17 protein-coding genes are annotated in these 24,443 nt (G+C 68.6%); 4 read left to right on the top strand and 13 right to left on the bottom strand.

Annotated features, from left to right (window positions below):
* Positions 1 to 432: 432 nt before the first annotated feature.
* Positions 433 to 681: a hypothetical protein gene (locus AB0M88_RS45195; protein ID WP_364113008.1), complete on the top strand. Its 249-nt coding sequence runs from the start codon at positions 433 to 435 to the stop codon at positions 679 to 681.
* Between the two features lie 38 nt (positions 682 to 719).
* Here AB0M88_RS45195 and AB0M88_RS45190 read toward each other — a convergent pair whose 3' ends face one another.
* The 8 genes from AB0M88_RS45190 to AB0M88_RS45155 form a co-directional block, all read right to left on the bottom strand.
* On the bottom strand, positions 720 to 3,566 hold the full coding sequence (locus AB0M88_RS45190) for a hypothetical protein (protein WP_364113006.1): 2,847 nt from the start codon (positions 3,564 to 3,566) through the stop codon (positions 720 to 722).
* Positions 3,567 to 3,711: 145 nt separating this feature from the next.
* On the bottom strand, positions 3,712 to 4,233 hold the full coding sequence (locus tag AB0M88_RS45185) for a hypothetical protein (protein WP_364113004.1): 522 nt from the start codon (positions 4,231 to 4,233) through the stop codon (positions 3,712 to 3,714).
* Positions 4,230 to 6,455, bottom strand: a complete 2,226-nt coding sequence (locus AB0M88_RS45180) for a hypothetical protein (RefSeq protein ID WP_364113002.1) — start codon at positions 6,453 to 6,455, stop codon at positions 4,230 to 4,232. Before AB0M88_RS45180 ends, AB0M88_RS45185 begins: the two co-directional genes overlap by 4 nt.
* Positions 6,448 to 8,304, bottom strand: a complete 1,857-nt coding sequence (locus AB0M88_RS45175) for a hypothetical protein (protein ID WP_364113000.1) — start codon at positions 8,302 to 8,304, stop codon at positions 6,448 to 6,450. Before AB0M88_RS45175 ends, AB0M88_RS45180 begins: the two co-directional genes overlap by 8 nt.
* The gene (locus tag AB0M88_RS45170; RefSeq protein WP_364112998.1) at positions 8,304 to 9,695 is read right to left on the bottom strand and encodes a hypothetical protein; all 1,392 of its coding nucleotides are present in this window, start codon (positions 9,693 to 9,695) and stop codon (positions 8,304 to 8,306) included. The genes AB0M88_RS45175 and AB0M88_RS45170 overlap by 1 nt, the downstream gene beginning before the upstream one ends.
* A 180-nt stretch (positions 9,696 to 9,875) precedes the next feature.
* On the bottom strand, positions 9,876 to 12,806 hold the full coding sequence (locus AB0M88_RS45165) for a vitamin B12-dependent ribonucleotide reductase (RefSeq protein ID WP_364112996.1): 2,931 nt from the start codon (positions 12,804 to 12,806) through the stop codon (positions 9,876 to 9,878).
* 34 nt (positions 12,807 to 12,840) lie between these two features.
* Positions 12,841 to 13,326 carry a transcriptional regulator NrdR gene (gene nrdR / locus AB0M88_RS45160; RefSeq protein ID WP_364112994.1) on the bottom strand — a complete coding sequence of 162 codons (486 nt, stop codon included), beginning with the start codon at positions 13,324 to 13,326 and terminating at the stop codon, positions 12,841 to 12,843.
* Between the two features lie 306 nt (positions 13,327 to 13,632).
* A complete protein-coding gene (locus AB0M88_RS45155) occupies positions 13,633 to 13,956 on the bottom strand; it encodes a LysM peptidoglycan-binding domain-containing protein (protein WP_364112992.1) in 324 nt (107 codons plus the stop codon).
* Positions 13,957 to 14,320: 364 nt separating this feature from the next.
* On the opposite strand from AB0M88_RS45155, the gene lexA reads away from it, so the two are divergent.
* Positions 14,321 to 15,043, top strand: coding sequence for a transcriptional repressor LexA (gene lexA, locus AB0M88_RS45150; protein ID WP_364113014.1), 723 nt, complete (start codon positions 14,321 to 14,323; stop codon positions 15,041 to 15,043).
* Positions 15,044 to 15,212: 169 nt separating this feature from the next.
* Here lexA and AB0M88_RS45145 read toward each other — a convergent pair whose 3' ends face one another.
* On the bottom strand, positions 15,213 to 17,222 hold the full coding sequence (locus tag AB0M88_RS45145) for a hypothetical protein (RefSeq protein WP_364112990.1): 2,010 nt from the start codon (positions 17,220 to 17,222) through the stop codon (positions 15,213 to 15,215).
* A gap of 183 nt (positions 17,223 to 17,405) precedes the next feature.
* A complete protein-coding gene (hflX, locus tag AB0M88_RS45140) occupies positions 17,406 to 18,803 on the bottom strand; it encodes a GTPase HflX (RefSeq protein ID WP_364112988.1) in 1,398 nt (465 codons plus the stop codon).
* 171 nt (positions 18,804 to 18,974) lie between these two features.
* Between hflX and AB0M88_RS45135 the strand changes: the two genes are divergently transcribed.
* Entirely contained in the window at positions 18,975 to 20,435 is a 1,461-nt protein-coding gene (locus AB0M88_RS45135) for an NAD-dependent malic enzyme (protein ID WP_364112986.1), read from the top strand.
* Positions 20,436 to 20,501: 66 nt separating this feature from the next.
* On the opposite strand, the gene AB0M88_RS45130 is transcribed toward AB0M88_RS45135, so the two are convergent.
* The 3 genes from AB0M88_RS45130 to miaA are packed head-to-tail and all read right to left on the bottom strand — an operon-like array spanning position 20,502 to position 23,030.
* On the bottom strand, positions 20,502 to 21,218 hold the full coding sequence (locus tag AB0M88_RS45130; RefSeq protein WP_364112984.1) for a glycerophosphodiester phosphodiesterase family protein: 717 nt from the start codon (positions 21,216 to 21,218) through the stop codon (positions 20,502 to 20,504).
* Positions 21,218 to 22,063: a diaminopimelate epimerase gene (dapF, locus tag AB0M88_RS45125; RefSeq protein ID WP_364113012.1), complete on the bottom strand. Its 846-nt coding sequence runs from the start codon at positions 22,061 to 22,063 to the stop codon at positions 21,218 to 21,220. The genes AB0M88_RS45130 and dapF overlap by 1 nt, the downstream gene beginning before the upstream one ends.
* Positions 22,064 to 22,106: 43 nt before the next feature.
* On the bottom strand, positions 22,107 to 23,030 hold the full coding sequence (gene miaA / locus AB0M88_RS45120; protein ID WP_364112982.1) for a tRNA (adenosine(37)-N6)-dimethylallyltransferase MiaA: 924 nt from the start codon (positions 23,028 to 23,030) through the stop codon (positions 22,107 to 22,109).
* A gap of 157 nt (positions 23,031 to 23,187) precedes the next feature.
* On the opposite strand from miaA, the gene AB0M88_RS45115 reads away from it, so the two are divergent.
* A complete protein-coding gene (locus AB0M88_RS45115; protein WP_364113010.1) occupies positions 23,188 to 24,396 on the top strand; it encodes a DUF349 domain-containing protein in 1,209 nt (402 codons plus the stop codon).
* Positions 24,397 to 24,443: the final 47 nt, after the last annotated feature.

Genomic DNA, 24,443 nt, shown 5'->3' with positions numbered 1-24,443 from the left:
AACCACCACAACCACCAGATAGAACTACACCCCGAGGGCCACCACCTGGGGAATTACCTGAGCCAGACCCCGGAGAATTCCGTGAGCGCTGACAGTCGAGCAACCGCCAGTCGCCGTCAGCGCCAATAGTCAGCAAAACCACTGCCATTGGACTCTGCTGCGCCCACCTTAAGACATCCGGCGGATCGTCCACAGTAAATCCGACGGCCGACAGCTCCGCGGCCACGCCTCGCCGGAACATCGGCAGCGGATCTACAACAGCCACCTGGACGGCCACGCCGGTAGACCTCCCACGCGCGACGAGACCCCAGCTTAAACATCATCGATGCCGCAGGTTCCCGCGCGGCCCTGGCAGGATCATGCGGCGCGCCGGTCATAGACCTGCATCTCATGTGCTTCTTAACGTCGATTCCGGCGAAGAGAGGGGGTTGCATGGTCCGTGACGAAGATATCGGGCGGCGCCTGTACCGGCCCATCCAGCTTTACAACACGCTCGGCGAGCAGGTCGAAGTCTCCTTGGGACAGGTGAGGGTAATCATCGAGACGGTAGACGCGAGCCCACCCGTCTGGACGGCCCGCCTCATTTGGGAGGAGATCCGCAACACCGGACGGCACGACATCTCCGAAAACCTCGTCAACAGCGTCCTAAATGCCATGCAACCGACCGATCTGCTGGACTGATCACCTCTTGGGCGATTCTCCAGCGACCCGGACTCACGTTAGACGGCGTCCGCCTGTCCGGATCGCAGGTCATCACCGATGGGACGCCGGTGCAGGCTTGGCAGAACGACGTCGCGCAGATTCTGGCGTAGCACTGGTTCGTGCCCCATCACGTGGGTCAGAGCAGCCTCGAGGGTCGCCGCCGCCGGCCCGGATCCCAGCGCATGATGCAGTGCAACGATGTCGTTCTGCTCAATGGTGCCATTGCTGATGAGGCGCAACGCGTCGGCGCCGCGGCGCAGCAACAACGTATCGGCGTCGGCGCATGGTGCCGTCGCGACCTCGGCCTCGAAGCTGTCCCACCCGTTCGCGGGTTCCGGTGGTGGTATAGCTTCCGGGCGTTTACGGACGGCAGCGAGACCCCGGACTGCGGACGACGCCTTGATCTCATCGGCCGCGCCGGGGACCAGTTCCTGAAGCGCCGCGGCAGTACGCCGGGCGGTCGAGGTTGCACCGAGCGCGTCGCGCAGCCCGTCGGCGGCCATCGCGCGCTGTGTGTCGCCCGACGCGGCGAACCGGACCAGGTAACGGATGATCGTCGGCAGGTCCGGCAGGTCCGGCTCAGTCAGCAGCTGCATTCCTTGTGTCACGAGTTGATCCCGCCATCGCGGGTAGGACCGGGTCATGCCATCGTCGATGATTTCCCAGGCCAGCCGGGGGCCTACCGGGACGACCGCACCGAGCCGGTCTGTGGCGTCTTCGTCGAGGGTTCGAACCAGACTTGTCAAGGCAGCGTGCTGGTGGGGTTGAGGAGTGGAGAACAGCTGTCCGGCCGCGAACAGCCAGGTGTTACGCCAAAACGGGCTGACCGCGGCTACACGCAGCCGACGCAGCACCTCGTCGAGCGGGGCCGTCGTCAAATGCATCGCGGCCATCAGCTCCTGCAACGATCGGACGTCGAAGCCGTAGCCCTCGGTGCCCCGCGGGGCGATCAGGACGAGCCGCTTGGTGGCCGCCTCGAAGATTTTCTCCAGCAGGTCGGCATCGCTGCCGTCGGGTTTGAAGCCGGCCTCGTCTAAGACCTGCCAGGTGATCCGGCGCAACTCCTCGGCGGTCAGCGTGGCGTAGGAGCGGTCACCGGCCTCGCTGCGCGCTTGAAGTTCGAACCCGACCCGTTCGTGCAGCTGTTGGATTTGCTGGCCGTTATCCTGCAGGATCCGGTGTAATCCGGCGGGTTTGTCACGTTCACGCCGAAACACGGTGTCGTAGTAACCGCGGAAGAGACTGTAACGGTCCGGGGCCAGGCGACCCGCCCCGTCGATGATGATGGTCAGGATTAGCACCTGCAGCGGTGTCCGCAGCAGACGCTGCAGGGCCTCGTCCTCGGCCGCCGCACGTAGCCGGAGGCGGACCCGTTCGATTCGATCAAGGTCGGTGCGAAGCCGAACCCGGGTGACCAGATCGCCGTAACGGACGGCCTCGCGCAGATCCAGATCGTCAAGATCGATGCGTTCAAACTGGGCAGGTTCGATGTTTTCGGTGTAGCCAATCGGCCGGGTCGTCAGGATCACCAGGACGTCGCACCGGTCCGCCTCCGCGTCGTGCACGAATTCGACAACGCGCTCGATCAGCCGCTTCCGTACCGAAGGTTCGGTGACCTCGTCGAGGCCATCAAGGACGAGCAGCCAGGGCCAACGCTGCAACCAGGTCCGCAGCCCCGACGCAGTCACCTCACCGCGGTCGGAACGGCGTGAGACCTTGTGGGCGATCCAGCGCAGCAGCGTCGTATCGTCGACCAGGCCGCCCTCCTGGACGTACAGGGCAAGGTCGACGCGGATCGGCCACCGGCGGTGCCGGGGCCGTAAGCAACCGAAACGGCGCAACGCGGCTTCGGTACCGGCGATGACGTCCTGGTGGCCGCTGCCGAGGCCCACGGCGCCGTCGAGCAGAGCGGCCCGGAAGACCTGTACCAGGAACTTCGCGATCGTCGTTTTTCCATTGCCTGGTGCCCCGGTTACAACGAGATGCCGCGGGCCTGTCCATGGAAGGGCATCCGGTTTGAGTACGTGCTCGGCCCGGTCGAGCACGTACTTCACGACGCTGGTGTACTGAGTCCCGGACATCGTGGTCACCGGCAGATCGATGGCGATCTCGTGCACCGGGATGCCAGTACCGTCGCCGCTGCCGGCTTCGTCGAAGTAGATAAATCCGTCGCCCATTAGACCTGTCCGCGCATGAGCGCGGAGCCTGTCCTCGAGGTCGGTGAGCGGTATCGTGTCGCTCGCCCGGCTCAATGCAGCAAAGACGTCGCCTGCGGTGAGAAAGCCGGGGAAGGCGTTGCGGACCTCGGGATACCGCTTGATCAGCGCTTCGATCTGGTTACCGTCCCACACCCGGACTTTCTTGATCCGGGCTATCCGGGCGAGTCGGGCACGGCGCTCGGCCGCCGCGCCCGGCCCGACATCTCGTTTGTCGTCGTCAAGGTCGCGGCGATAACGGGCGATGTACTCGTTGAGAGCGTCGTGGCCGCCCACTTGGGGATATGGGGTGAGCTTGACGTTCGTGATGACGAGTAAGTACTCCGGGACCTCGCGCCGGTCTCCGTCAGGGTCTGCCCAGGCCTGCAGTTCCGGCCGGATTTGGCCCCACAACCAGGTCAGATTCTCCTGATGCCGCAGTGACGGCGTGCCCTTGTGCTTGACCGAGAGCACAGTGTAGCCGTCCCAGACCTCGCCAGGGCCGTCCTCGGATCGGTGCCAGATCAGCGGTCCGCGATGGTAAAGATCACGGCCTCCATCACGGCCGGCACCCATGACCTGCACCCCGGGGCCGAATGCCGCCAGCGAGACGACCCCGGCGAGATCTTGGAAGCCAATTGGTCCTAGGCGATTAACCTCGTCACTCACCGCTGCCTGCTTCTGCCCGCCGCCCCACCAAGAACCAACCCCTTTTGCTCAGGAAATATGATATCCACGGCAGAGTTCGCGGACCGGATGCCTGCCTTAGGTTTTCGGAGCGATCCCCGATCCAGACGCTGGGTGCCTCAACGGTTTATGCCTCCGATCCCTGTCGCACGTCGCCGGGAACTATGCGCAGATGGCGGACCTTCTCGTCGCGCTCGCGCAGACGTGCCTCGTACTCGGGCTTGAGTTGCCAATGCAGCTCGCGGGCGTACGCGGCGACGTGCTTGAGCCGTTCCTCGGCCTCCTCGCGAAGCCGGCGTTCCTTCTCGATGGACGCGTGGGCGGCTTCGAGTTGCCGTCCCAGATCTGCGGCGGACACCTTGGTGCCCGCCAGGCCGAGCTGTGCCTGGACGAGTCCAGGGATGACGGCTTTGGCCTGGTCGAGCAGGGCGGCGTGGTCACGGTAGGTCGCCGACCGCGCCGCGGGCGCGATAGTGGTGATGGACTTCTTGTTGACCGGCATGTCAGCCGCCGCGAGGGTCACCGCGGCGATGACCAAGCGCAGCGCGACAGGCACGCCCTCCTGACCCATGAGGTCGCCGGTAAGTTCCTCGCCGCGCTCGATGCGGGTGGCGACGCGGACCAGGGCCGCGATGTCGTCGCTGGTCATGCCCGGTCCTCCAGAGCGGCTCGGATGTACTCGTCTATGTGTTCGGTGATGATGTCGTGCAGCACGTCGTCGGAGGTGTCGGCGAACTCTGCGGCGATGTCGGGGTTGGCGTCGTTCATCTTGTCCGCGGCCCGGCGCAGGACGTCCGACTTGAGTGTGCGGTGCTGCCGGCGCATCAGTTCGTAGCGGGCTCGGTCGGCGCGGCTCATGATCGAGTTGCGGCACTGGCCGGGCAGGCAGAGCCGGAAGTCGGGCTTGCCCTTGCCGCCGCAGAGGGCACCTTCAGCCTGGTAGAGGCAGAGCGTCAGGGGGCCTTGCTCGATGTTGCGGTTGCGTTTGCCCAGCGTCTTGAGGCGGGCGGGAGTCAGCGGCTGCGGGTTGGACAGCGCAGGCCGGTTCGCCTCGATGGTCTGGTCGAGGCGGGCCTGCCCCTTGCCGGTCAGTGTGGAACGGTGGGTGAAGGCTCGGTGCAGGCGGCGGCCGGCGTCCTGCTGCGCGAGGTCGGCTGCCTCGTCGGGATCGATCGGTGTGATCAGTTTGTAGACGTCGCCGACGTAGCCGCGGGCGACGGCCACAGTGTCCCACTGGCCGAAGGCTGCGGCGAGGGCTTGGCCGTGCTCGCGAACGGCGTATGCCTGCGCGCTGGTGATGCGGACATGACGCATCGAAATGTCGACGTCGTCCAAGGATCGCTTGGTGATGCCGCGGTCGAAGAGTTCCCGCGCTCCTTCTTTCAGGATCTTGAGGAAGCCGAGGTCGAGGTAGAGGCCGTCGCGGGCCATGCCGTGGTGGCGTTTGCCCAGCGGCGTGGCGAGGAGCTGGTCGAACAGGTAGGGCACTCCGGTGGCGTCGCTACGGCGGGGTTCGTAGCCGAGGGCCCGTTGCATCCGGTGAAGCAAGGCGATGATGCGGGCGACGCGGCCGTTGACCACGACTGTGGTGGGGACGTCGGCGTGCCGGTTCTTGGTCTTGTATGCCGACAGGGTGTGCTTGATGTAGGTGCTGCCGTCCGGCCGGGTGAACTCCTGCGTGCTCAGCGGGTCGAACGGCAGGACGGACAACTGGCTGTCGCGCAGCATGACGGTCGCGGCGAGGTAGTACATCGCGTAGTAGACAAGGCGTCGCTGCCAGGCGTCGAGGCTCTCCTTGGAGGCGATCAGCCGCTCGGTCCAGGGGGCCAGTCCGCCAGCGCGAGTGGGGAGTTCGATGACAGGCACGGGGCACGGGCTGACGGTGGTCGAAAGTTGGACGGTGTCGCGCAGTTGCGACATGGTCCACCGCCCGGCCAGGAATGCCTCGTCCGCGTCGTAGACGCCGAGCAGCCGGGCCAGCGGGGCGTGGGCCAGCGTGATGCCGCCGTTGACGTTACGGGAGCCGGGGACCTTGCCGTCGTTCTCCTGAGCGATGCGGGCGGTCAGGTCGAGCATCGCCTCGAAGGTGTCCTGGCGGCTCAGGGGTGGTTCGGTGCTGGTGTTCTGGGCCCACCACTCGATGTGAGAGACGATGTCCTCGGCGATGTGGTCGAAGACCCAGGCCACGAAACCGAGGGCGTGTCCGACGCCCTCGTGCGGGCGAACGGCATTGCTCTTGGTGCGGCCTCCGAACAGCTCGACTGTCTCGCGCCCGTCGAACGGCGGTGCGTCGCCCAGCAGTCCGGGACGGCCGGCAATCTGGGTCATCTGCCATAGGGTAATGAGTTGCTGGGCTCGGCCTCGGCCGGTGGCGTTGGACAGGGTGCTGCCGGCCTGTTTCTCCTTGACGCTGCGGGGCTGGACCAGCAGGACGACTAGCCGTGCCCAGTCGTCGCTGTCGAAGCGGGTGATGTGTTGCTGATCGATGATCGCCAGGCCGTGACCGAGCATCTTGATGTTGCCCTGTGCGGTGACGGGCAGGATCGGCTCCTGGACGTTGGGCCAGGTCTGGGCCATCGGGTTGTCGGCGCGGTCAACGGCCAGGGCTGGGTTCATCTGCAGCAGCGCCATCTCTTTGGTGGCGTCCCGCCAGCGCTCCTCGATTCCCGCGAAGGGGATGCGAGTCATCGCGCCCGCCTTGTCTTTCCAAGTCCGGTGGCCAGCGAGGTCCCAGACGTCGTCGCTGAACAGCACGATCCGATCGAGGTCCTCGCCGCCGGGGATCAAGTCGTTGAGTCGTTCGTCGTCGCGAAACAGCAGGCTGGCGCTGCGAACCCAGTCGATCGGGAAGAGTGGTACGACCTCAGCCATGGCGCATCTCCATGTACATGCCGGTGACGGTCAGGATGTGGGGGACGAGGTCGGTCGATCGTTTGATGTTGCCGACAACCATGGGCGGGAACTTGTCGAGGCAGGCTTGTGAGTAGAATCGCAGGTGGGAGGCTTGTCCGTGCTCCCATTCGACGGGGTCGTTGCGTTCGATGATGTCGCCGAGTTCGACGGCGGCGAGCAGGCCCGGGACGTGGTCGAGGGTGCGATAGCCGTTGGGGCAGGTGAAGCAGGCGACCATGCCGAGGCCGCAGCGCCTTCCTGAGCCGTCGGGTGCGTTGCCGCCGGAGGTGCACACGCCGATCTCGACGTCCATGATCTGGTCAGGATCGACGGCGGCCAGGTCGGCGGCCGGTCCTTCGGTGGCGTCGGCGACGACGGTGAACGCGGCGACGCTGTCGTCGTGGAACGCGTTCTGTGCCGCGGTGGCGTGCTTGTTGAAGACGTGGTCGGGCAGCACGTGCGCGGTGTAGTGCAGTTTCGTGCTCGACGTATGGCCGTGGACGTCCGCGGTGAGGCCCTCCCCCATCGCGCGGCGCTGGGCAGCGTAGCGCAGCGCGGACAGCCGGAGGGAGACCTCGCCGCGCGAGCCAGCGGTGGCTTCATCCCAGTGCTTGTCGAAGGTCGGTGACTTCCAGGCGTTGATGCGCCGGAACTCGTTGATGACCTGGGCTTCGACTGGTTCGGAGGCGTGTTCGACGTAGAGGCGGTCGACGACGGCCGCCGGGGTGCCGGCGGGAGTGGTGAGGTCGCGTCGGGAATGTCGTGCGAAGCGGGTGAGGCCGGTCATCGCCTCGACGACCCCGCCTGCGGTGTAGATGGAGGTCAGGCGGGTGGGCCGGGTGTCCTCGGAGTGGTTACGGGCCTTGACGTTGTGTTCGAGGGCGTGATCGCTGCCCAGGTAGGTGAGGGTGTCGGCGTCTTTCTGCAGCAGGACGGAGGCGTTGAATCCGCTGTTCTCGCCGAGGCAGTGCAGAATCAGCGCGGCGGTGATGAGGATGTTGTCCGGGTAGAGCGCGCGGCCGATCGCCTTGATCTGCGGGCCGCGGAGCGGGCTAGTGCGGTTGTACTTGATGTAGCCGAACATGCGCGGGTGGGTCAGGGCCCAAGCGATCTGCTGCTCGTAGGGCGCCGCGAGCGACGGTTGCGGCGTGCCGGGCCGGGATAGGTCAGGGTGTGCGCGTTCGGCCCAGTTGATGAGTTCCGGGGCCGGGACGCGGAGCCAGCCGCGTCCGGTCACGTCGTACCCGAGGCGCTCGAAGATCTCCCGCTGAGCAGTGAAGTATTCGGTGTAGACGGCCTTGGCCGCTGCCTCGATGGCATCGCTGACCGCGTCGTCGTAGATGAATGGCGTTGACTCTTCGACCTGGAAGCGGCTGTTCTTCAAGGCGCGGCTGATAGCGACGCCGTTCGGATGGTTGTCCCGCACTGCGCGGGCCAGCAGCCAGCAAGCGGACCGTTTGCGGTTGCTGTTCAACGAGTCATAGAGCGGACGAAGTGTCGCCACGTCGAGCCGGGCATCGGCGAAGGTATCGAAGCCCTTCTCGTAGAGCCGTCGGAGCATTGTCGTCGCGTTGAAGACGTTGTTCGTGAGCGTGACTGAAGATTCCCACGCGGAGTCCGCGTCTCCGTTGTCGCCAACCTTGATCGAGTCGGCCATGGCCTGCAACATCTGCTCGGCGGCGGGAGTGTGGTCGACGTGCAGCGTGACGACTTGCGGCTGGTAGGCGGCGGCGTGCTGGAAGGTGATGGACAACCGTCGCTTGTCGACCTTGTTGATGCGCTCGATCTCGTACGTGCCGCTGCGGTGGCCGCGAGTTGCGTGTGCCATCAGAACCGTCCGAGGAAGTGGTCGACCGGGATGCCGAGGAATCGGTGGGCGGTCTGGGTGTAGAGGCGGGTGGACTGTTCGCTGGCGTGGCCCAGGGAGAACTTGACGAGTTCGACGGCGGCGGCGATGTGGTCGACCATCCAGTCGTCGCGGCGCTGCTTCTCGACGATGTCCGCGACGACGCCTCGGTAGATCGCGACGGTGAGATGAACGGCATAGGTGTGGCGAAGATCGTGGATTCTGTAGTTCGCCGGGAAGTCGTGGTCGATGCGTTCGCGTACGAAGGTGCGCGCGGTTTCGATGGCGTGCTGGAGGCTGCGGTAGGCGAGCGGCTCGCCGGTGTACTCGTTCAGGAAGAGGACCGGGCTTGCGCCCTCGGGCGTGATGAGGCGTCGACGGAAGTCCTCGTCGGCATCCGTCCATCGCTTACTCGCGACCGTGCCGGGATCGTCGGGAGCCCGGTAGCGGACCGTGGTGGAGTCGGCCGATTCGATGTGTAGCGGTCGAGCCGGACGGTAGGTCGTTCGGGCGACCAGGTCGGCGCGTGCGCCGTCGAGATACTCCCGAGCAGCGGCAAGGTGGTGGGTGAACACGAGTGCGTCACCACCGGCGTCGCCCTTGGTGATGTGGTCGGCGACGCGCATCGTGGTGAGCGGGAGTCTGCTAACCGGTGGGACCTCGTAGATGGTGATGTTGGCGAGGTTGTTGCGGCGGACGCCGGTGGCCAGACCGAGTGCGAAGATCGCGTGGTCGCGGTCGGCGCCGAGGTAGGGGTACTGGTTGCCGTCGAGATCGGTGCGGAGCGCACCCATGAGCAGGTACTGGGCGTACTCGGGCGTGATGGGGAGGCCAGCCGAGCCGGTGTTGCGACGGCGGGGCTGGTACTTGGCGATCGTGGTGCCCGTGCCACCGTCTCGCCGGGTGACCGTGATGATCTCGAACGGTGGTAGGTGCTGGTAGCGGCGTTGGGCGTACTCGTAGAAGCGCTTGATCGCGGACGCGGCATGGGCCCAGCCGCCGGACGTGAGCCGTGACTCAGCGTCAATGCCATATTGGCGCTGGCGATAGTAAGCGGCGAAGTGGTCCTCGGTAGCGGCGAGGACGGGGTCGCGGTTGTCCTCGTAGGGATGTAGGCCGCGGGTGTTGCAGAGGTAGTCGAGCCAGCCGGCGAGGTCGGAGGCGAGGCGGCGAGCGGTGGCGAGGTTCGGCCGGATCGTGCAGTGGTGGCGCAGGAAGTTGCTGGTCGGGGTGTGGATGCGACCGTTGACGGTGATGAACGGCGCGAGGACGCGATCGGTCACGTCAACGGGCAGCACGTCCTCGCCGAGAACGGCGGCCACGGAGGCTGGGTCGTACTCGATGGGTTCGTTGACCTTGATGGTGTGCGGCACGGGCTCGGGTCCTCCTTCGGTCAGGTGTCGTTGCCTGCCGAACCCAGGTCGTGTCCGCGTCCTGAGCAACGGAAAGTCCCCCGGACGGTAGCGTCCAGGGGACATCCCTTTGGTCAGACTCGCCGATGACTCTCAGATCTCAAAGTGCCCCTGGAGGGGACACGCGGAGAATGGTCACATTCAGCTGCAGCCGGAGGTGGAGCCGCAGCCCTCGCAGACGTAGCAGCTGCCGGCGCGGCGCATCTTGGTGCCGCAGGTGAAGCAGAGCGGCGCGTCGGCGGCCTGGCCCAGGACCACCTCGAGCAACTCGGTGGAGGAGCCGACCTGGACCGGCACCTGCTTGTCGGGCCCGGTGCCGGCGGCGACCGGGGCCGGGGTCTCGGCCGGTGCGCTGGTGGCGCCGACCGGGGCCGACACCGGGGCGGAGGCGGCCATGGCGGCGAAGTCGGCGCTGGCGGCGGCGACCTCGGCGGCGGCCTCGGCCTGGACCTGGGCGGTCCGCTCCTTGGCGGTGAAGATGCCCAGCTCGGCGCGGGTCTCGTAGGGCAGGAAGTCGAGCGCCAGGCGACGGAAGATGTAGTCCATCACCGAGGCCGCCATGCGGACGTCCGGGTCGTCGGTCATGCCGGCGGGCTCGAAGCGCATGTTGGTGAACTTGCTGACGTACGTCTCGAGGGGGACGCCGTACTGCAGCCCTATCGAGATCGCGACCGAGAAGGCGTCCATGACGCCGGCCAGCGTCGAACCCTGCTTGGACATCTTGAGGAAGACCTCGCCGAGGCCGTCGTCCGGGTAGGACGACGCGGTGAGGTAGCCCTCGGCGCCGCCGACCGAGAAGGACACCGTCTCCGACGGGCGCTTCTTGGGGAGCCGCTTGCGGACCGGCCGGTATTCGACGACCTTCTCCACGACCTTCTCGACCTGGGCGGCCGGCGCTTCGACGGCCGTCGCCTCGGTCGAGGCGGCGGGCTTCTTGGCGACCGAGAGCGGCTGGCCCACCTTGCAGTTGTCGCGGTAGATCGCGAGCGCCTTCAGGCCGAGCTTCCAGCCCTGGTAGTGAATCTCCTCGATCTCCTCGACGGTCGCCGACTCGGGCATGTTGACCGTCTTGGAGATGGCGCCCGAGATGAACGGCTGCACCGCGGCCATCATGCGCACGTGGCCCATCGGGGCGATCGCGCGCTCGCCCATCGCGCAGTCGAAGACCGCGTAGTGCTCCGGCTTGAGGCCGGGGGCGTCGACCACGTTGCCGTGCTCGGCGATGTGCTCGACGATCGCCTCGACCTGCTCCTCGGGGTAGCCGAGGCTGCGCAGGGCGCGCGGCACGGTCTGGTTGACGATCTGCATGGAGCCGCCGCCGACCAGCTTCTTGAACTTGACCAGCGCCAGGTCGGGCTCGATGCCGGTGGTGTCGCAGTCCATCATCAGGCCGATCGTGCCGGTCGGGGCCAGCACCGAGGCCTGCGCGTTGCGCCAGCCGTTCTTCTCGCCGATCTTGTTGCCGTTGGTCCACTGCTTGGTGGCGGCCCGCACGATCTCGGTCGCGACCGTGCCGGTCGGGCGGATCTCGTCGTTGGCCGCGGCGTGCTTGCGCATGACCCGCTTGTGCGCCTCGGCGTTGCGGGCGTAGCCGTCGTAGGCCCCGACGACGCCGGCCAGCTCGGCCGAGCGGCGGTACGCCGTGCCGGTCATCAGCGAGGTGATCGCCCCGGCGACGCTGCGGCCGCCCTCGGAGTCGTACGGCAGGCCGGAGGCCATCAGCAGCGCGCCGATGTTGGCGTATCCGATGCCCAGCTGGCGGTAGGCCCGCGTGGTGACCCCGATCTTCTCGGTCGGGAAGTCGGCGAAGCAGATCGAGATGTCCATCGCGGTGATGATGAACTCGACGCTCTTGACGAACTTCTCGACCTCGAACGAGCCGTCCGGCTTGAGGAACTTGAGCAGGTTGAGCGAGGCCAGGTTGCAGGACGAGTCGTCCAGCGACATGTACTCCGAGCACGGGTTGGACGCGGTGATCCGGCCGGTCTCGGGGTTGGTGTGCCAGTCGTTGATGACGTCGTCGTACTGCAGGCCGGGGTCGGCGCACTCCCAGGCGGCGGTGGCGATGTCGCGGAACAGCTTCTTGGCGTCGATGGTCTCGATGACCTCGCCGTCGAGCCGGCCGCGGAGACCGAACTGGCCGCCCTCCTCGTACGCCCGCATGAACTCGTCGGAGACCCGGACCGAGTTGTTGGCGTTCTGGTACTGCACCGAGACGATGTCGGCGCCGCCCAGGTCCATGTCGAAGCCGGCGTCCCGCAGAGCGCGGATCTTGTTTTCCTCGCGCGCCTTGGTCTGTACGAACTCCTCGATGTCGGGGTGGTCGACGTCGAGGATCACCATCTTGGCCGCCCGGCGGGTGGCGCCGCCCGACTTGATGGTGCCCGCGCTGGCGTCGGCGCCGCGCATGAAGCTCACCGGTCCGCTGGCGGTCCCCCCGGACGACAGCAGTTCCTTGGACGAGCGGATGCGGGACAGGTTGACCCCGGAGCCGGACCCGCCCTTGAAGATCAGGCCCTCCTCCTTGTACCAGTCGAGGATCGAGTCCATCGAGTCGTCGACCGACAGGATGAAGCAGGCGCTGACCTGCTGCGGCGACTTGGTGCCGACGTTGAACCAGACCGGCGAGTTGAAGCTGAACACCTGGTGCAGCAGCATCCAGGTCAGCTCGTGCTCGAAGACCTCGGCGTCGGCCGGGGTGGCGAAGTAGCCGTACTCCTCGCCGGCCTTGCGGTAGGCCGAGACGACCCGGTCGATCAGTTGCTTGAGCGACCACTCGCGCTCGGGCGTGCCGACCGCACCGCGGAAGTATTTGGTGGTCACGATGTTGGCCGCGTTGACGCTCCAGAACGCGGGATATTCCACACCGCGCTGCTCGAAGTTGATCGAGCCGTCCCGCCAGTTCGTCATGACGACGTCGCGGCGCTCCCACTCGACCTCGTCATACGGATGTACACCGTCGGTCGTCCAGACCCGCTCGACCCGCAGCCCCCCTGCGGACCGGTTGCCGTTCCCACGGCTGCGCTGTGTGCCCGCTGCTTGGCGACCTGCTGTGATGCCGTCCCCGGCCATACTGCTCCCCCTCTTTGGTGCTGCCACTCTTCGTCTACTTCTGCGTCGTTGCTGCGTCGGTCACCGCTGTGCCCGCTACCGAGTCGCGGAGCGCCTGGATCTCCTTCTCGAACTCGTCGAGCGAGTCGAAGGACTTGTAGACGCTGGCGAACCGGAGATAAGCCACCTGGTCGAGCTCCCGCAGCGGGACGAGGATCGCCAGCCCCACCTCGTGGCTCGGCACCTCGGCGGCCCCCTTGGCCCGGATGGTCTCCTCGACCTTCTGCGCCAGCACCGCGATCGCGTCCTCGTCGACCGGCCGGCCCTGGCAGGCCTTGCGGACGCCGCTCATGATCTTGGTGCGGCTGAAGGGCTCGGTGACCCCGCTGCGCTTGACCACCGCGAGGACCGCCTCCTCGACCGTGGTGAACCGCTTGCCGCACTCGGGACACGAGCGACGCCGACGGATCAGTTGACCGTCGTCGGCCTCGCGCGAGTCGACCACGCGCGAGTCGGCGTGGCGGCAATACGGACAACGCACCGAGATCTCCCTACGAGGGCCGCTTCACCAGTCTCCGGACACGCCGAAATGCAGCGTCGCGATGATCGAATCTATCGCGCCGCTGTGGACGGCCTGTGGATAACCGGAGAGGTCAAACCCCAACCAGTGGATGACTTACACCCTTGTAACTACTAGATGTTGGGGTAGACGCTATGCCGCAGCGGACGCGGGCGCAAGCTCAGCGGTGTGCCGACGCGCCGTATTCTGCGACTCAACACGTGCGGTGTACCGGTGATCACGCGGCGCAGCACGCAGGGGCGATTTACCGGGATTTGCCGGACGCGATCAGTGGCCGCGAGGTAACACCAGAACGTCACCGGGCTGAATGTCATAACTCGGCAGCTTGTTCAGATCGCGCAACTCGGCCACCGCGTCCTGGTTGTCGCGGCGGGGCATGTTGCGGGCGGCGATCCGCCACAGCGTGTCGCCGGGCTGCACGACGACCGTCGGGGCCGGCGCGGTCGACGACTCGTCGGCCCGCGACGCGGTGGTGAAGAGCACGGCGCTGGCCAGCGTGGCGGCCGCCAAGAGAACGACGAGCACGACGGCGCGGCCGCGCCGGGTCAGCCGCAACGGCGGCTCCATCCCCCGGAGATCGTGGCTCACCATGGCGATTCCCCCTCGCTTGATCGAAGATCAGCGTTCCAAGATCGTTATTAGCACGGGCGTTCGATCGAACGCCCGTACGACGGTCTATCAGAACAGGCGTACGGAAGTCGAGCACTTCCGGGCGACACGCCGGGGCCGATGTCGTACAGATGTTTGAATAAGTCGCACCCGCCGATTACGGTTTCCCGTCAAGAGGGGTCAGCCGGACAAACGCCATCCCCACGGCGTTTCCCGGCTTCCGCGACGCACCACGTGCCGTAACAGGCACTGGCCGACAGGGAGGGCGTACGTGTCGACCGACGACCGGACGAGCCGGCAACAATCCAATGTCAAGCAGCCCGAGTCAGCGAACGCGTCCGCCGCGTTGCGCCGCCGCACGCCGAGCCGGTCCCGCGCGACCGACGCGCCCCAGTTGCGAGCGGTCACGCCCGTGGTCAGCCAATTCCCCGACCTGGTCACCGCCGACCTGACCGCCCGGCAACGGCGCATCCTGGAGTTCATCCGCGGCTGGGTGGAGCGCTACGGCTACCCGCCGAGCGTGCGGGAGATCGGCGAGGCGGTCGGGCTGGTCTCGCCGTCCAGCGTGGCCTACCAACTCAAGGCGCTCGAAACCAAGGGCTTCCTGCGCCGCGACCCCAACCGGCCACGGGCGGTCGACGTACGCTCGCCGGCCGAACTGGTCGACGACGAGACGTTGCGGTCGGCGCGCCCGCAACCGGCGTACGTGCCACTCCTCGGCCGCATCGCGGCCGGCGGCCCGATCCTGGCCGAGCAGGCGGTCGAGGAGTTCTTCCCGCTGCCGCGCGAGCTGGTCGGCGAGGGCGACGTCTTCATGCTCGAGGTCAAGGGTGACTCGATGATCGACGCCGCGATCTGCAACGGCGACTGGGTCGTGGTCCGCCAGCAGCCGACAGCCAACGCGGGCGACATCGTGGCCGCGATGATCGACGGCGAGGCCACGGTGAAGAGCTACCGCCAGCGCGAGGGCCACGTCTGGCTGATGCCGGCCAACCCGGCCTTCGACCCGATCCCGGGCGACGACGCCACCATCATGGGCCGCGTCGTGGCCGTCCTCCGCCGGGTCTGAGCAAAGCGAGCCCGGCCTGACCAAAGCAGGCCGGGCTTGCGCAAAGGAGGCCGCGCCCGACCGGCGCAGGCCGCGCCCACCCGAAGCAGGCCGCACCGGCCGGCGCAAGCCGGGTCTGAGCACAGCAAAGGCCGGTCCGATTCGGACCGGCCTTTCTGGCGCCTGGGGTCTAGCGGCGGTAGCCGAGGTTGTCGAAGCGGCCCTCGGGGCGTCCGCCGAACTCGGCCCGGCCGTCGCGCGGGCGCTGGCCCTGACCGTAGTTGCCGCCGCCCTGGGGACGCTGGCCCGGCCCGGGACCCTGCGGCCGCTGCGGCCGCGCGCCGCCGGGCGGCATGCCCTGACCGCCGCCACCACCCTGCGGACGCTGGCCCTGTGGGGCCGGTCCACGTCCCTGACCGCCGCCACCGGACGGGCGCTGGCCCTGCGGAGCCGGACCCCGGCCCTGACCGCCGCCCTGTGGACCACCGCCACCGCCATAGGCGCCGCCGCGGCCGGGCGCCGGCTGCGGGCCGCGCGGGGGCTGCTGACCACCGCGGGCCGGGGGCTGGCCATCGCGGGCCGGGGGCTGACCATCGCGGGCCGGGGGCTGACCATCGCGGGCCGGGGGCTGGCCATCGCGGGCCGGAGGCTGACCGCCGCGGGCCGGAGGCTGGCCGCCCCGCGCCGGAGGCTGCTGACCCCCGCGAGCGGGAGCCGGCTGACCGCCCCGCGCCGGGGGCTGCTGACCCCCGCGAGCGGGAGCCGGCTGACCGCCTCGGGCCGGGGGCTGCTGACCGCCTCGGGCCGGAGGCTGCTGGCCGCCGGCCGGGCGGGCGTATTGCGGAGCGCCGCCGCCGCTGCCGTAGACCGGGCCACGCTGGGCGCCGCCGCCGGCACCACCGCCGCCGCCGGCACCACCGCCGCCGGCGCCGTAGACCGCGCCGCTGTTGGCCCCGCTGCCTCCGCCGGCCGGGGGCATGCCGCCGGAGCGGGCGCCACCGTAGACGCCCGCGCGCTGGGGTGCGCCGCCGACGCCGATCAACTCGTTCTCGGGGTCGCCGGAGGACGAGTTGCCGTCGCCGTAGGCCGCCGGGGCGAGGGCCGCCCGCTTGCGGCTGCGCACGATGCCCATCACGCCGACGCCGACCAGGATCAGGCCGACCAGGCCGACCCCGCCCACCATCAGCGTGATCTGGTTGAGTGTCAGGTTGGAATACCAGTGGGTGGTCGGGCCGCTGTCGGCCGACTTCGCCGCCACGGCGACCGTCGTGGCCGGCGTGTATTGCATGATGTAGTTGGCGGTGTCGTGGTCGCCGTTCATGTCGGACACCGTGTAGAAGTATTTGCCGTCGGGGCTGTAGGTGATCGCCTCGCCGAACGGCTCGTTGGGCAGCCCGGTCGTGCGCGGCTTGCCCTTCAGCGCGCCGAGCACGTCGCCGTTGGTGACGTCCCACTCCAGCGCGTCGGTGTAGGTGCGCAGCGCGACCTTGGCCCCGCCGGGCGCGATCGCCCCGCCGTCGATGGTCTTGTTGCCGATCTGGGCGACCGTGTTGGACGGCGTGGTCGTGCCGGAGAGGGCCAGCTCGCCGACCTTCTTGAGCGGCGTGGGCGTCTCGTTGTTGGCCTTCAGCGGCGCGCTCGGCTCGTAGATCGAGGCCGGCTTGCCCAGTTCCTTGGTGACCAGCAGCGGGGTCGTGCCGTTCTGCAGCAGCAGCGCCTCGGCGTCGTGGTAGTCACCCTCGGGGTACGCGATGCGGTAGATCTTCGGCTTGGTCGACCCGTCGGCCTTCATCGACCAGAGCGCGATGTGGTCGCGGGGCTTCGGGTCGGCGGCGCGGACACCGTCGTCTCCGGTGTCGGCGATCCAGAGGGTCTTTCCATCCGGCGACAGGATCAGGTCTTCGGTGTCGATCGGGGTGCCGCTGTAGCTCTGCGAGCTGGTGACCTTGCACTTGTTGTTGAGGAAGAAGACCTTCCGGTGGCTGTCCTGAGTGCTGCTGTCGTCGATGGCGATGAAGCCGGTGCTGGTCGCCACGATGCCGGACAACTCATCGAGAGTCGTGTCGGTGACTTTGCAGATCTTCTTGCCGGGCGTCGCCTTCGCGCTGACCGTGGGGGCGGGATCATCGGCGAGTGCCGGGGACGAACCGGCCACGAGCAGCCCGGAGACTGCGATGACCGAGAAGACGAGACGCCGCATCCGATCAGTGTCGCATGCGGCGTCCCGTGCCGGTGTTACGCGTGGATCAACGCAGGTCAGCCCGCCCGGCCCGCCCGCTTTGCCGGAATACGGTCGGTGTTTGACCGACTGCGTTCCGGCAACGGCGCGCCAGCGACACGCCGCCCACCTTGGCCAGATCACAGTTCGCTGAGAGTTTGGCGGCTACGCCGTGACGAACGACGTCAGCTCGGCCGCCAGCTGCTCGCCGACCCGGACCGTCATCTCCATGCCCTCGTCCACGTGCCGGGTCTGCACCACCTGGCCGGTGCGGTGGATGCGGGCCACCAGGTCGCCCCGGTCATAGGGCAGCAGCACCCGCAGGTCGACCGCCGGGCGCGGCAGCCGGTCGGCGATCGCGGCCTGCAGCTCCTCGATGCCGACCCCGGAACGGGCCGACACGAAGACGGCGTCCGGCCAGGCCCGCTTGAGCCGCAGGATCGTCTCCTCGCTCGCCGTGTCGACCTTGTTGATCACCAGCAGCTCGGTGATGCGGTCGGCACCGACCTCGCCCAGCACCTCGCGGACCGCGCTGACCTGACCCTCGGGGTCGGGGTGGGCGCCGTCGACGACGTGCACGACCAGATCGGCGAAGGCGACCTCTTCCAGCGTCGAGCGGAACGCCTCGACGATGTGGTGGGGAAGGTGCCGCACGAATCCGACGGTGTCGGAGAGCGTGTAGACCCGGCCGTCTTCCGCCGCGGCCCGCCGGGTGGTCGGGTCGAGGGTGGCGAACAGCGCGTCCTCGACCAGCACCCCGGCCTGGGTCAGGCGGTTGAGCAGGCTCGACTTGCCGGCGTTGGTGTAGCCGGCGATCGCCACCGCGGGCACCCCGCTGCTCGCGCGGCGCGAGCGCTTGGTGCTGCGTACGGTCCGCATGCCCTTGATCTCCCGGCGCAGCCGGGAGATGCGCTGGTTGATGCGCCGGCGATCGGTCTCGAGCTTGGTCTCACCGGGGCCGCGCAAGCCCACGCCGCCGCCCGCGCCGCCACCGCGGCCGGAACCACCGCTCTGGCGGGAGAGCGTCTCACCCCAGCCGCGCAGACGCGGCAGAAGGTATTGCAGCTGGGCCAGCTCGACCTGCGCCTTACCCTCTTTGCTCTTCGCGTGCTGGGCGAAGATGTCGAGGATCAGCGCGGTCCGGTCGACGACCTTGACCTTGGTCTGCTGCTCGAGGTTGCGGAGCTGGGACGGCGAGAGTTCGCCGTCGCAGATGATGGTGTCGGCCCCGGACGCGAGAACCACGTCGCGCAGTTCGTCGACCTTGCCCCGGCCGATGAACGTGGCCGCGTCAGGCCGTCCGCGTCGCTGGATGAGGCCCTCGAGCACCTCCGAGCCCGCGGTCTTGGCGAGATCGGCCAGCTCGGTCAGCGAATTGTCCGCGTCGTCCTGACTGCCCTCGGTCCAGACGCCGACCAGCACGACGCGCTCCAGGCGCAGCTGGCGGTATTCCACCTCGGTGATGTCGGTGAGTTCGGTGGAGAGCCCGGCTACCCGGCGCAGCGAGTGGCGCTCTTCCAGGTCAAGCTCGCCGACGCTGGGATCGAACAGTTCAGTAGTCAAAAGGTGACCTCCTCAGCCCGATCGTGGCACGCCGCGCGAGCGGGCGCACCTACATAACGGGCCGAGCGTTTCGTAGGAGTGTCTGAACCTATTTCAACCACCGGATTGGAAAGTCATATTCCGGAAGAGCGAGAATGCGGTGACGCACCCGCCAACGTCGGAGGGAACACCGTGGTGACGACCCGCCTGCCGAGCGCAGGATTTTCGATCACGATCCGTATTGCCGTTACCGCGGACGCCTCGTCCATCGGCCGGCTCACCACCTGCGTCGGCGAGGCCGGCGCCATCGTCACCGCGCTCGACGTCGTCGACTCGGACACCACCCGGGTGCTCGTCGACCTCACCTGCGACACGGCCGACGCCAGCCACGCCGACCAGGTCGTCAAGACACTGGAGGAGCTCGACGGGGTCGACGTCCGGAAGGTCTCCGACCGGACCTTCCTGCTGCACCTGGGCGGCAAGATCGAGGTCTCGTCCAAGGTCGCGCTGCGCAACCGTGACGAGTTGTCCCGGGCGTACACGCCGGGCGTGGCCCGGGTCTGCATGGCGATCGCGGAAAATCCGGCCGACGCGCGCCGGCTGACCATCAAGCGCAACACGGTCGCCGTGGTGAGCGACGGCTCCGCCGTGCTCGGCCTCGGCAACATCGGGCCGGCCGCCGCGATGCCGGTGATGGAGGGCAAGGCCGCCCTGTTCAAGCGGTTCGGGGGCGTCGACGCGTGGCCGGTGGTGCTCGACACCCAGGACACCGACGAGATCGTCAACATCGTCCGGGCGATCGCCCCGGCGTACGGCGGCATCAACCTCGAGGACATCGCGGCGCCGCGCTGCTTCGAGATCGAGGCCCGGCTGCGTGAACTGCTCGACATCCCGGTCTTCCACGACGACCAGCACGGCACCGCGATCTGCGTGCTGGCCGCGCTGACCAACGCGCTGCGGGTGGTCGGCAAGGACATGGCCCAGGTCAAGGTCGTCGTGTCGGGCGCCGGCGCGGCCGGCACCGCGATCATGAAGCTGCTGCTGCGCCAGGGCGTGGGCGACATCATCGCGTACGACCGGAAGGGCGCCCTGCACCGCGGCGTGTCCGATGTCAACGAGACCTGGCAGTGGCTGGCCGACAACACGAACAAGGACAACTACCAAGGTGACCTTCCGGGCGCGATCGTCGGCGCCGACGTGTTCATCGGGGTGAGCGCCCCCAACCTGCTCTCGGGCGACGACATCGCCAAGATGGCCGACCGGTCGATCGTCTTCGCGCTGGCCAACCCCGACCCCGAGGTCGACCCGCGGGAGGCCCGCAAGCACGCCGCGGTGGTCGCCACCGGCCGTTCCGACCAGCCCAACCAGATCAACAACGTGCTCGCCTTCCCGGGTGTCTTCCGCGGCATGCTCGACGTGAGCGCCGAGGAGTTCACCGAGGAGATGGCGCTGGCGGCGGCACGGGCGATCGCCGACGTGGTCGGTGAGGAGAAGCTCAATCCGACCGTCATCGTCCCGAGCGTCTTCGACCCGCGGGTCACCCCGGCGGTCGCGGCCGCGATCCGGGCCGTCGTCCGGGGCGGCGCGGTCCCGCACAACGCGGCCGCCACACCCGAGGTCGAGCTCGAGGAAGCGCCCGAGGAGACGTTCTAGCCCCGGAAAGCCCGGAAAGCCCGGAAAGCCCGGAAAGCCCGGAAGCTAGCCCGGAAAGCCCGGAAGCTAGCCCGGAAAAGACCAACCGGTCAGTTCGGCGACCCGGTCGGTGATCAGCCCGGCCGCCCCCGCGGCGGCCAGGGCCGGCCACTGCGCCGGGTCGTTGGCCGTCCAGGGCATGATCTCGATCCCGGCGGCGACCAGTGACGAAATGATGTCCGTTTCGCGAAAGAAGTCGGCGATAGACGGATTGCAGTAGGCCACCCCCAGCGAGATGGCCAGAGAGAGCGTGTCCGGGTCCAGACGCAGCCGGAGAAGGCCGCGCCGCCACTCCGACGGCACCATGGCGACGACCGCGGGGTCGAAGCTCTGCACGATCGTCCGGTCGAGCAGCCCCCGCGACGCGACCTGCTCCAGGATGACCTTGACCTGCTCCGGGGTGGCCGGCGGCTTGATCTCCAGCAGCAGTTCGACGTCGGCCGCGGCGATCAGGTCGATCGTCTCGGCCAGCGTCGGCACCCGGACCCCGGCGTAGGCGGGCGAGAACCACGCACCGGCGTCCAACCGGCGCACGCCGTCGAACTCGGCCTCCCAGACCGGCCCGGTGCCGGTGGTCGTACGCTCCAGCGTGCGGTCGTGGATCACCACCGGCACGCCGTCGGCGGTCGTCCGCACGTCGAACTCGACGATCGTCGCGCCGCCACGCAGCGCGGCCGCGAACGCGGGCAGAGTGTTTTCCGGCGCCACGCCCGAGTAGCCGCGGTGCGCCACCCGATGCCGCATCAGCCCAGCTGCTCCGGGTCGACCTCACCGGTGGCGACCAGCACCGCCGGGCCGGCCAGCCACCACCGGTCCTGCTCGTCGTGGGTCACCGTGACCCGGCCACCCGGGACGTCGACCGCGACCGTGCCGCTCGACCGGCCGGCGTCGCGCAGCGCGACCGCGCCGACGGCGAGGCAACCGGTGCCGCACGAGAGCGTCTCGCCCGAGCCGCGCTCGTAGACCCGCATCGACACGTGCAGGTCGGCGTCGTCGAGCGGAGAGGAAGCGCGGACGAACTCGATATTGACCCCGGTGGCGAACAGGCGCGGGTCGAAGCCGGGCGCCGCCGACAGGTCGAGCGACGAGAGCGAGACGCCGTCGTGCAGGCCGCAGACCAGGTGCGGGTTGCCGCAGTCGACGGCGACACCCGGGAACGTCAGGGGCCCCACGGTCGCGGTGCTCGCCGCGTACACCGAAGGGGAGCGCATGTGGACGCGGACCGTAGGTCCCTCGACCAGCGCGACCACAATCCCGGCTCGGGTAGCGATCGGCAGGCCCGAAGGGCCGGGCGTCGCGAGGCCCTCGGAGATCAGGTAACGGGTGAAGACCCGGACGCCGTTGCCGCACATCTCGGCCGGCGAGCCGTCGCTGTTCCAGTAGTCCATGAACCACTCGGCCTCGGACGCGTAACCGGCCGAGTCGGCGTGCTTGGCGCTGCGCACCACCCGCAGGACGCCGTCGGCGCCGATCCCGAACCGCCGGTCGCACAGCCTGGCGACCAGCGCGGACGTCAAATCCAGAACGCCGTCCGGGTCGGGCAGGATCACGAAGTCGTTGCCGGTGCCGTGGCCCTTCGTGAACTTCATCTGGGGTTTTCCGCCGCGGGTTGGCTCAGTGAACACGCCTACATCATCTCGCAGCGGCCAGAGCGTCTGCCACGAGCGTCGCCGAGGCGCCGTCGAGCCAGACGATCGCCGGGTCGCGGCGGAACCAGGACCGCTGCCGCCGCACGAACCGCCGGGTGCCCCGGATCGTCTCCTCCTTCGCCTCGTCCTCGCTGAGCAGGCCGTCGATCTGGGCCAGCGCCTGCTGGTAGCCGAGCGCTCGCCCGGCGGTCAGCCCGTCGCGGAGCCCGTCGAGCCCGCGCACCTCGTCGACCAGCCCCGCCGCCCACATCAGGTCGACTCGTCGGGCGATCCGCGAGTCGAGCTCACCGGGATCGCGGTCGACGCCGATCTGCACCGACGCGTAGTGCGGGGTGGGCGCGGGCAGCGAGGCCGTGAACGGGCGGCCGGTCAGCTCGATGACCTCGAGCGCGCGCACGATCCGCCGCCCGTTGGAGGGCAGGATCTTCTCCGCCGCGAGCGGATCCCACCCGCGCAGGCGCTCGTGGAGCGGCGCCGGGCCTTCGACCGCCAGCTCGGCCTCGAGCCGCGCCCGCACGACCGGATCGGTGCCCGGGAACTCGAACTCCTCGAGAACGGCCCGGACATAGAGCCCCGACCCACCGACCAGCAGCGGCACCCGGCCGCGCTCCAGAATCCGGTCGATCGCCTCGCGGGCGAGTGTCTGATATTCGGCAACCGCGGCGGGCATCGTCACCGGCCAGATGTCCAGCATGTGATGCGGCACGCCCTCGCGCTCGGCGGCGGTCAGCTTCGCCGTGCCGATGTCCATGCCCCGGTAGAGCTGCATCGAGTCGGCGTTGACCACCTCGGCGCCCAGCTCATGGGCCAGCGCGATGCTCAGCGCCGACTTGCCGGCCGCGGTCGGCCCGACGACGGTGATCACGCGCGGAGCTGTTGGGTGAGGCACTGAGCCACGGTAGGACACCGTTGGGTCACGGTCATCCCTGGGCGCTTCCCCCAAACCCGGTTGGACCTGTGACAATGCGCGAGAAAGAATGCCGATGAGAAGATTGGCGTTCGACTGCGCTGTGGCGGTGGTCACCGGTCCCGACCGGCGACGCCGGGAGAACGAGGATGAGGTCATGAACGACTGGACGGCCTTCGGGCGCGTGGATGCCGACGGCACCGTGTACGTGAAGACCGCCGAGGGCGACCGCGTGGTCGGGTCCTGGCAGGCGGGCACCCCGGAAGAGGGCCTGGCCCACTTCGCCCGGCGGTTCGCCGACCTGATCACCGAGGTCGACCTCGTGGAAGCCCGCCTGAAGTCCGGCGCCGCCGACGCGGCGCACTCGCTGAGCAGCCTGAAGCGCCTGCGCGCCACGCTCGACGAGGCGCACGTGGTGGGCGACATCGACGGGCTCGCGACCCGGCTCGACCGGCTGAACACCCTGGCCGAGGAGAAGGCCGGCGAGGCCCGCGCGGCCCGCGAGGTCGCCCGGGGCGAGGCGCTGGCCCGCAAGACCGCCCTGGTCGAGGAGGCGGAGACGATCGCCGCCGAGTCCACCGGCTGGAAGACGGCCGGCGACCGCCTCAAGGAGATCCTCGAGGAGTGGAAGACGGTCCGCGGCGTCGACAAGAAGACCGACGGCGAGCTGTGGAAGCGCTTCGCGGCCGCCCGCGACGGCTTCACCCGACGCCGTGGCGCTCACTTCGCGACCCTCGACGGCCAGCGCAAGCAGGCCCAGACGGCGAAGGAAGAGCTGGTCACCGAGGCGGAGAGCCTTTCCGAGTCGACCGAGTGGTCGACTACGGCCAACCGGCTCAAGGAGCTGATGACCGAGTGGAAGGCGGCTCCCCGCGCGGCCAAGGAGGCCGAGCAGAAGCTCTGGGAGCGGTTCCGGGCGGCCCAGGACGCGTTCTTCACCCGCCGGAGCGAGGTCTTCTCGGCCCGCGACGCCGAATACAAGGGCAACCTCGAGCGCAAGCAGGCGATTCTGGCCGAGGTCGAGGCGCTCGACATCGACGCCGACCCGCGCGGGGCGCAAAACAAGCTGCGTGACGCGCAGGCCGCCTGGCACGACGCCGGCCGGGTGCCGCGCGAGGCCGCGGCCGGCCTCGACCGTCGCTGGCGGGCCGCCGAAGACCGCATCCGCGTCGCGATGGACTCGGCCTGGCGCAAGACCACCCCGCAGGACAACCCGCTGCTCCAGCAGATGCGCGAGCAGGTCGCCGAGGCCGAGCAGCGTCTCGCCCGGGCTCAGGCGGCGGGCGACGCCCGCCGGGTCAAGGAGGCCGAGCAGGCGCTGGCCTCCAAGAAGCAGTTCCTCGACCTGGCCGAGAAGGCCAACTAGTTTCCGCCGACGCCGGCCGGCTCGCCGCCACTCTCCCCCGGTCGGCC

This window comes from Actinoplanes sp. NPDC051411, assembly GCF_040682075.1.
Lineage (GTDB): Bacteria > Actinomycetota > Actinomycetes > Mycobacteriales > Micromonosporaceae > Actinoplanes.
This window is presented reverse-complemented; position numbering and strand designations above follow the sequence as displayed.

What these genes read in the sequence shown, in the direction of transcription:
- AB0M88_RS45180 (WP_364113002.1), bottom strand. Translation starts at nt 6,455, where the DNA reads ATGGCTGAGGTCGTACCACTCTTCCCGATCGACTGGGTTCGCAGCGCC.
- AB0M88_RS45145 (WP_364112990.1), bottom strand. Translation starts at nt 17,222, where the DNA reads ATGCGGCGTCTCGTCTTCTCGGTCATCGCAGTCTCCGGGCTGCTCGTG.
- AB0M88_RS45185 (WP_364113004.1), bottom strand. Translation starts at nt 4,233, where the DNA reads ATGACCAGCGACGACATCGCGGCCCTGGTCCGCGTCGCCACCCGCATC.
- AB0M88_RS45130 (WP_364112984.1), bottom strand. Translation starts at nt 21,218, where the DNA reads ATGCGGCATCGGGTGGCGCACCGCGGCTACTCGGGCGTGGCGCCGGAA.
- AB0M88_RS45115 (WP_364113010.1), top strand. Translation starts at nt 23,188, where the DNA reads ATGAACGACTGGACGGCCTTCGGGCGCGTGGATGCCGACGGCACCGTG.
- AB0M88_RS45165 (WP_364112996.1), bottom strand. Translation starts at nt 12,806, where the DNA reads ATGGCCGGGGACGGCATCACAGCAGGTCGCCAAGCAGCGGGCACACAG.
- AB0M88_RS45155 (WP_364112992.1), bottom strand. Translation starts at nt 13,956, where the DNA reads ATGGTGAGCCACGATCTCCGGGGGATGGAGCCGCCGTTGCGGCTGACC.
- AB0M88_RS45195 (WP_364113008.1), top strand. Translation starts at nt 433, where the DNA reads ATGGTCCGTGACGAAGATATCGGGCGGCGCCTGTACCGGCCCATCCAG.
- AB0M88_RS45175 (WP_364113000.1), bottom strand. Translation starts at nt 8,304, where the DNA reads ATGGCACACGCAACTCGCGGCCACCGCAGCGGCACGTACGAGATCGAG.
- dapF (WP_364113012.1), bottom strand. Translation starts at nt 22,063, where the DNA reads ATGAAGTTCACGAAGGGCCACGGCACCGGCAACGACTTCGTGATCCTG.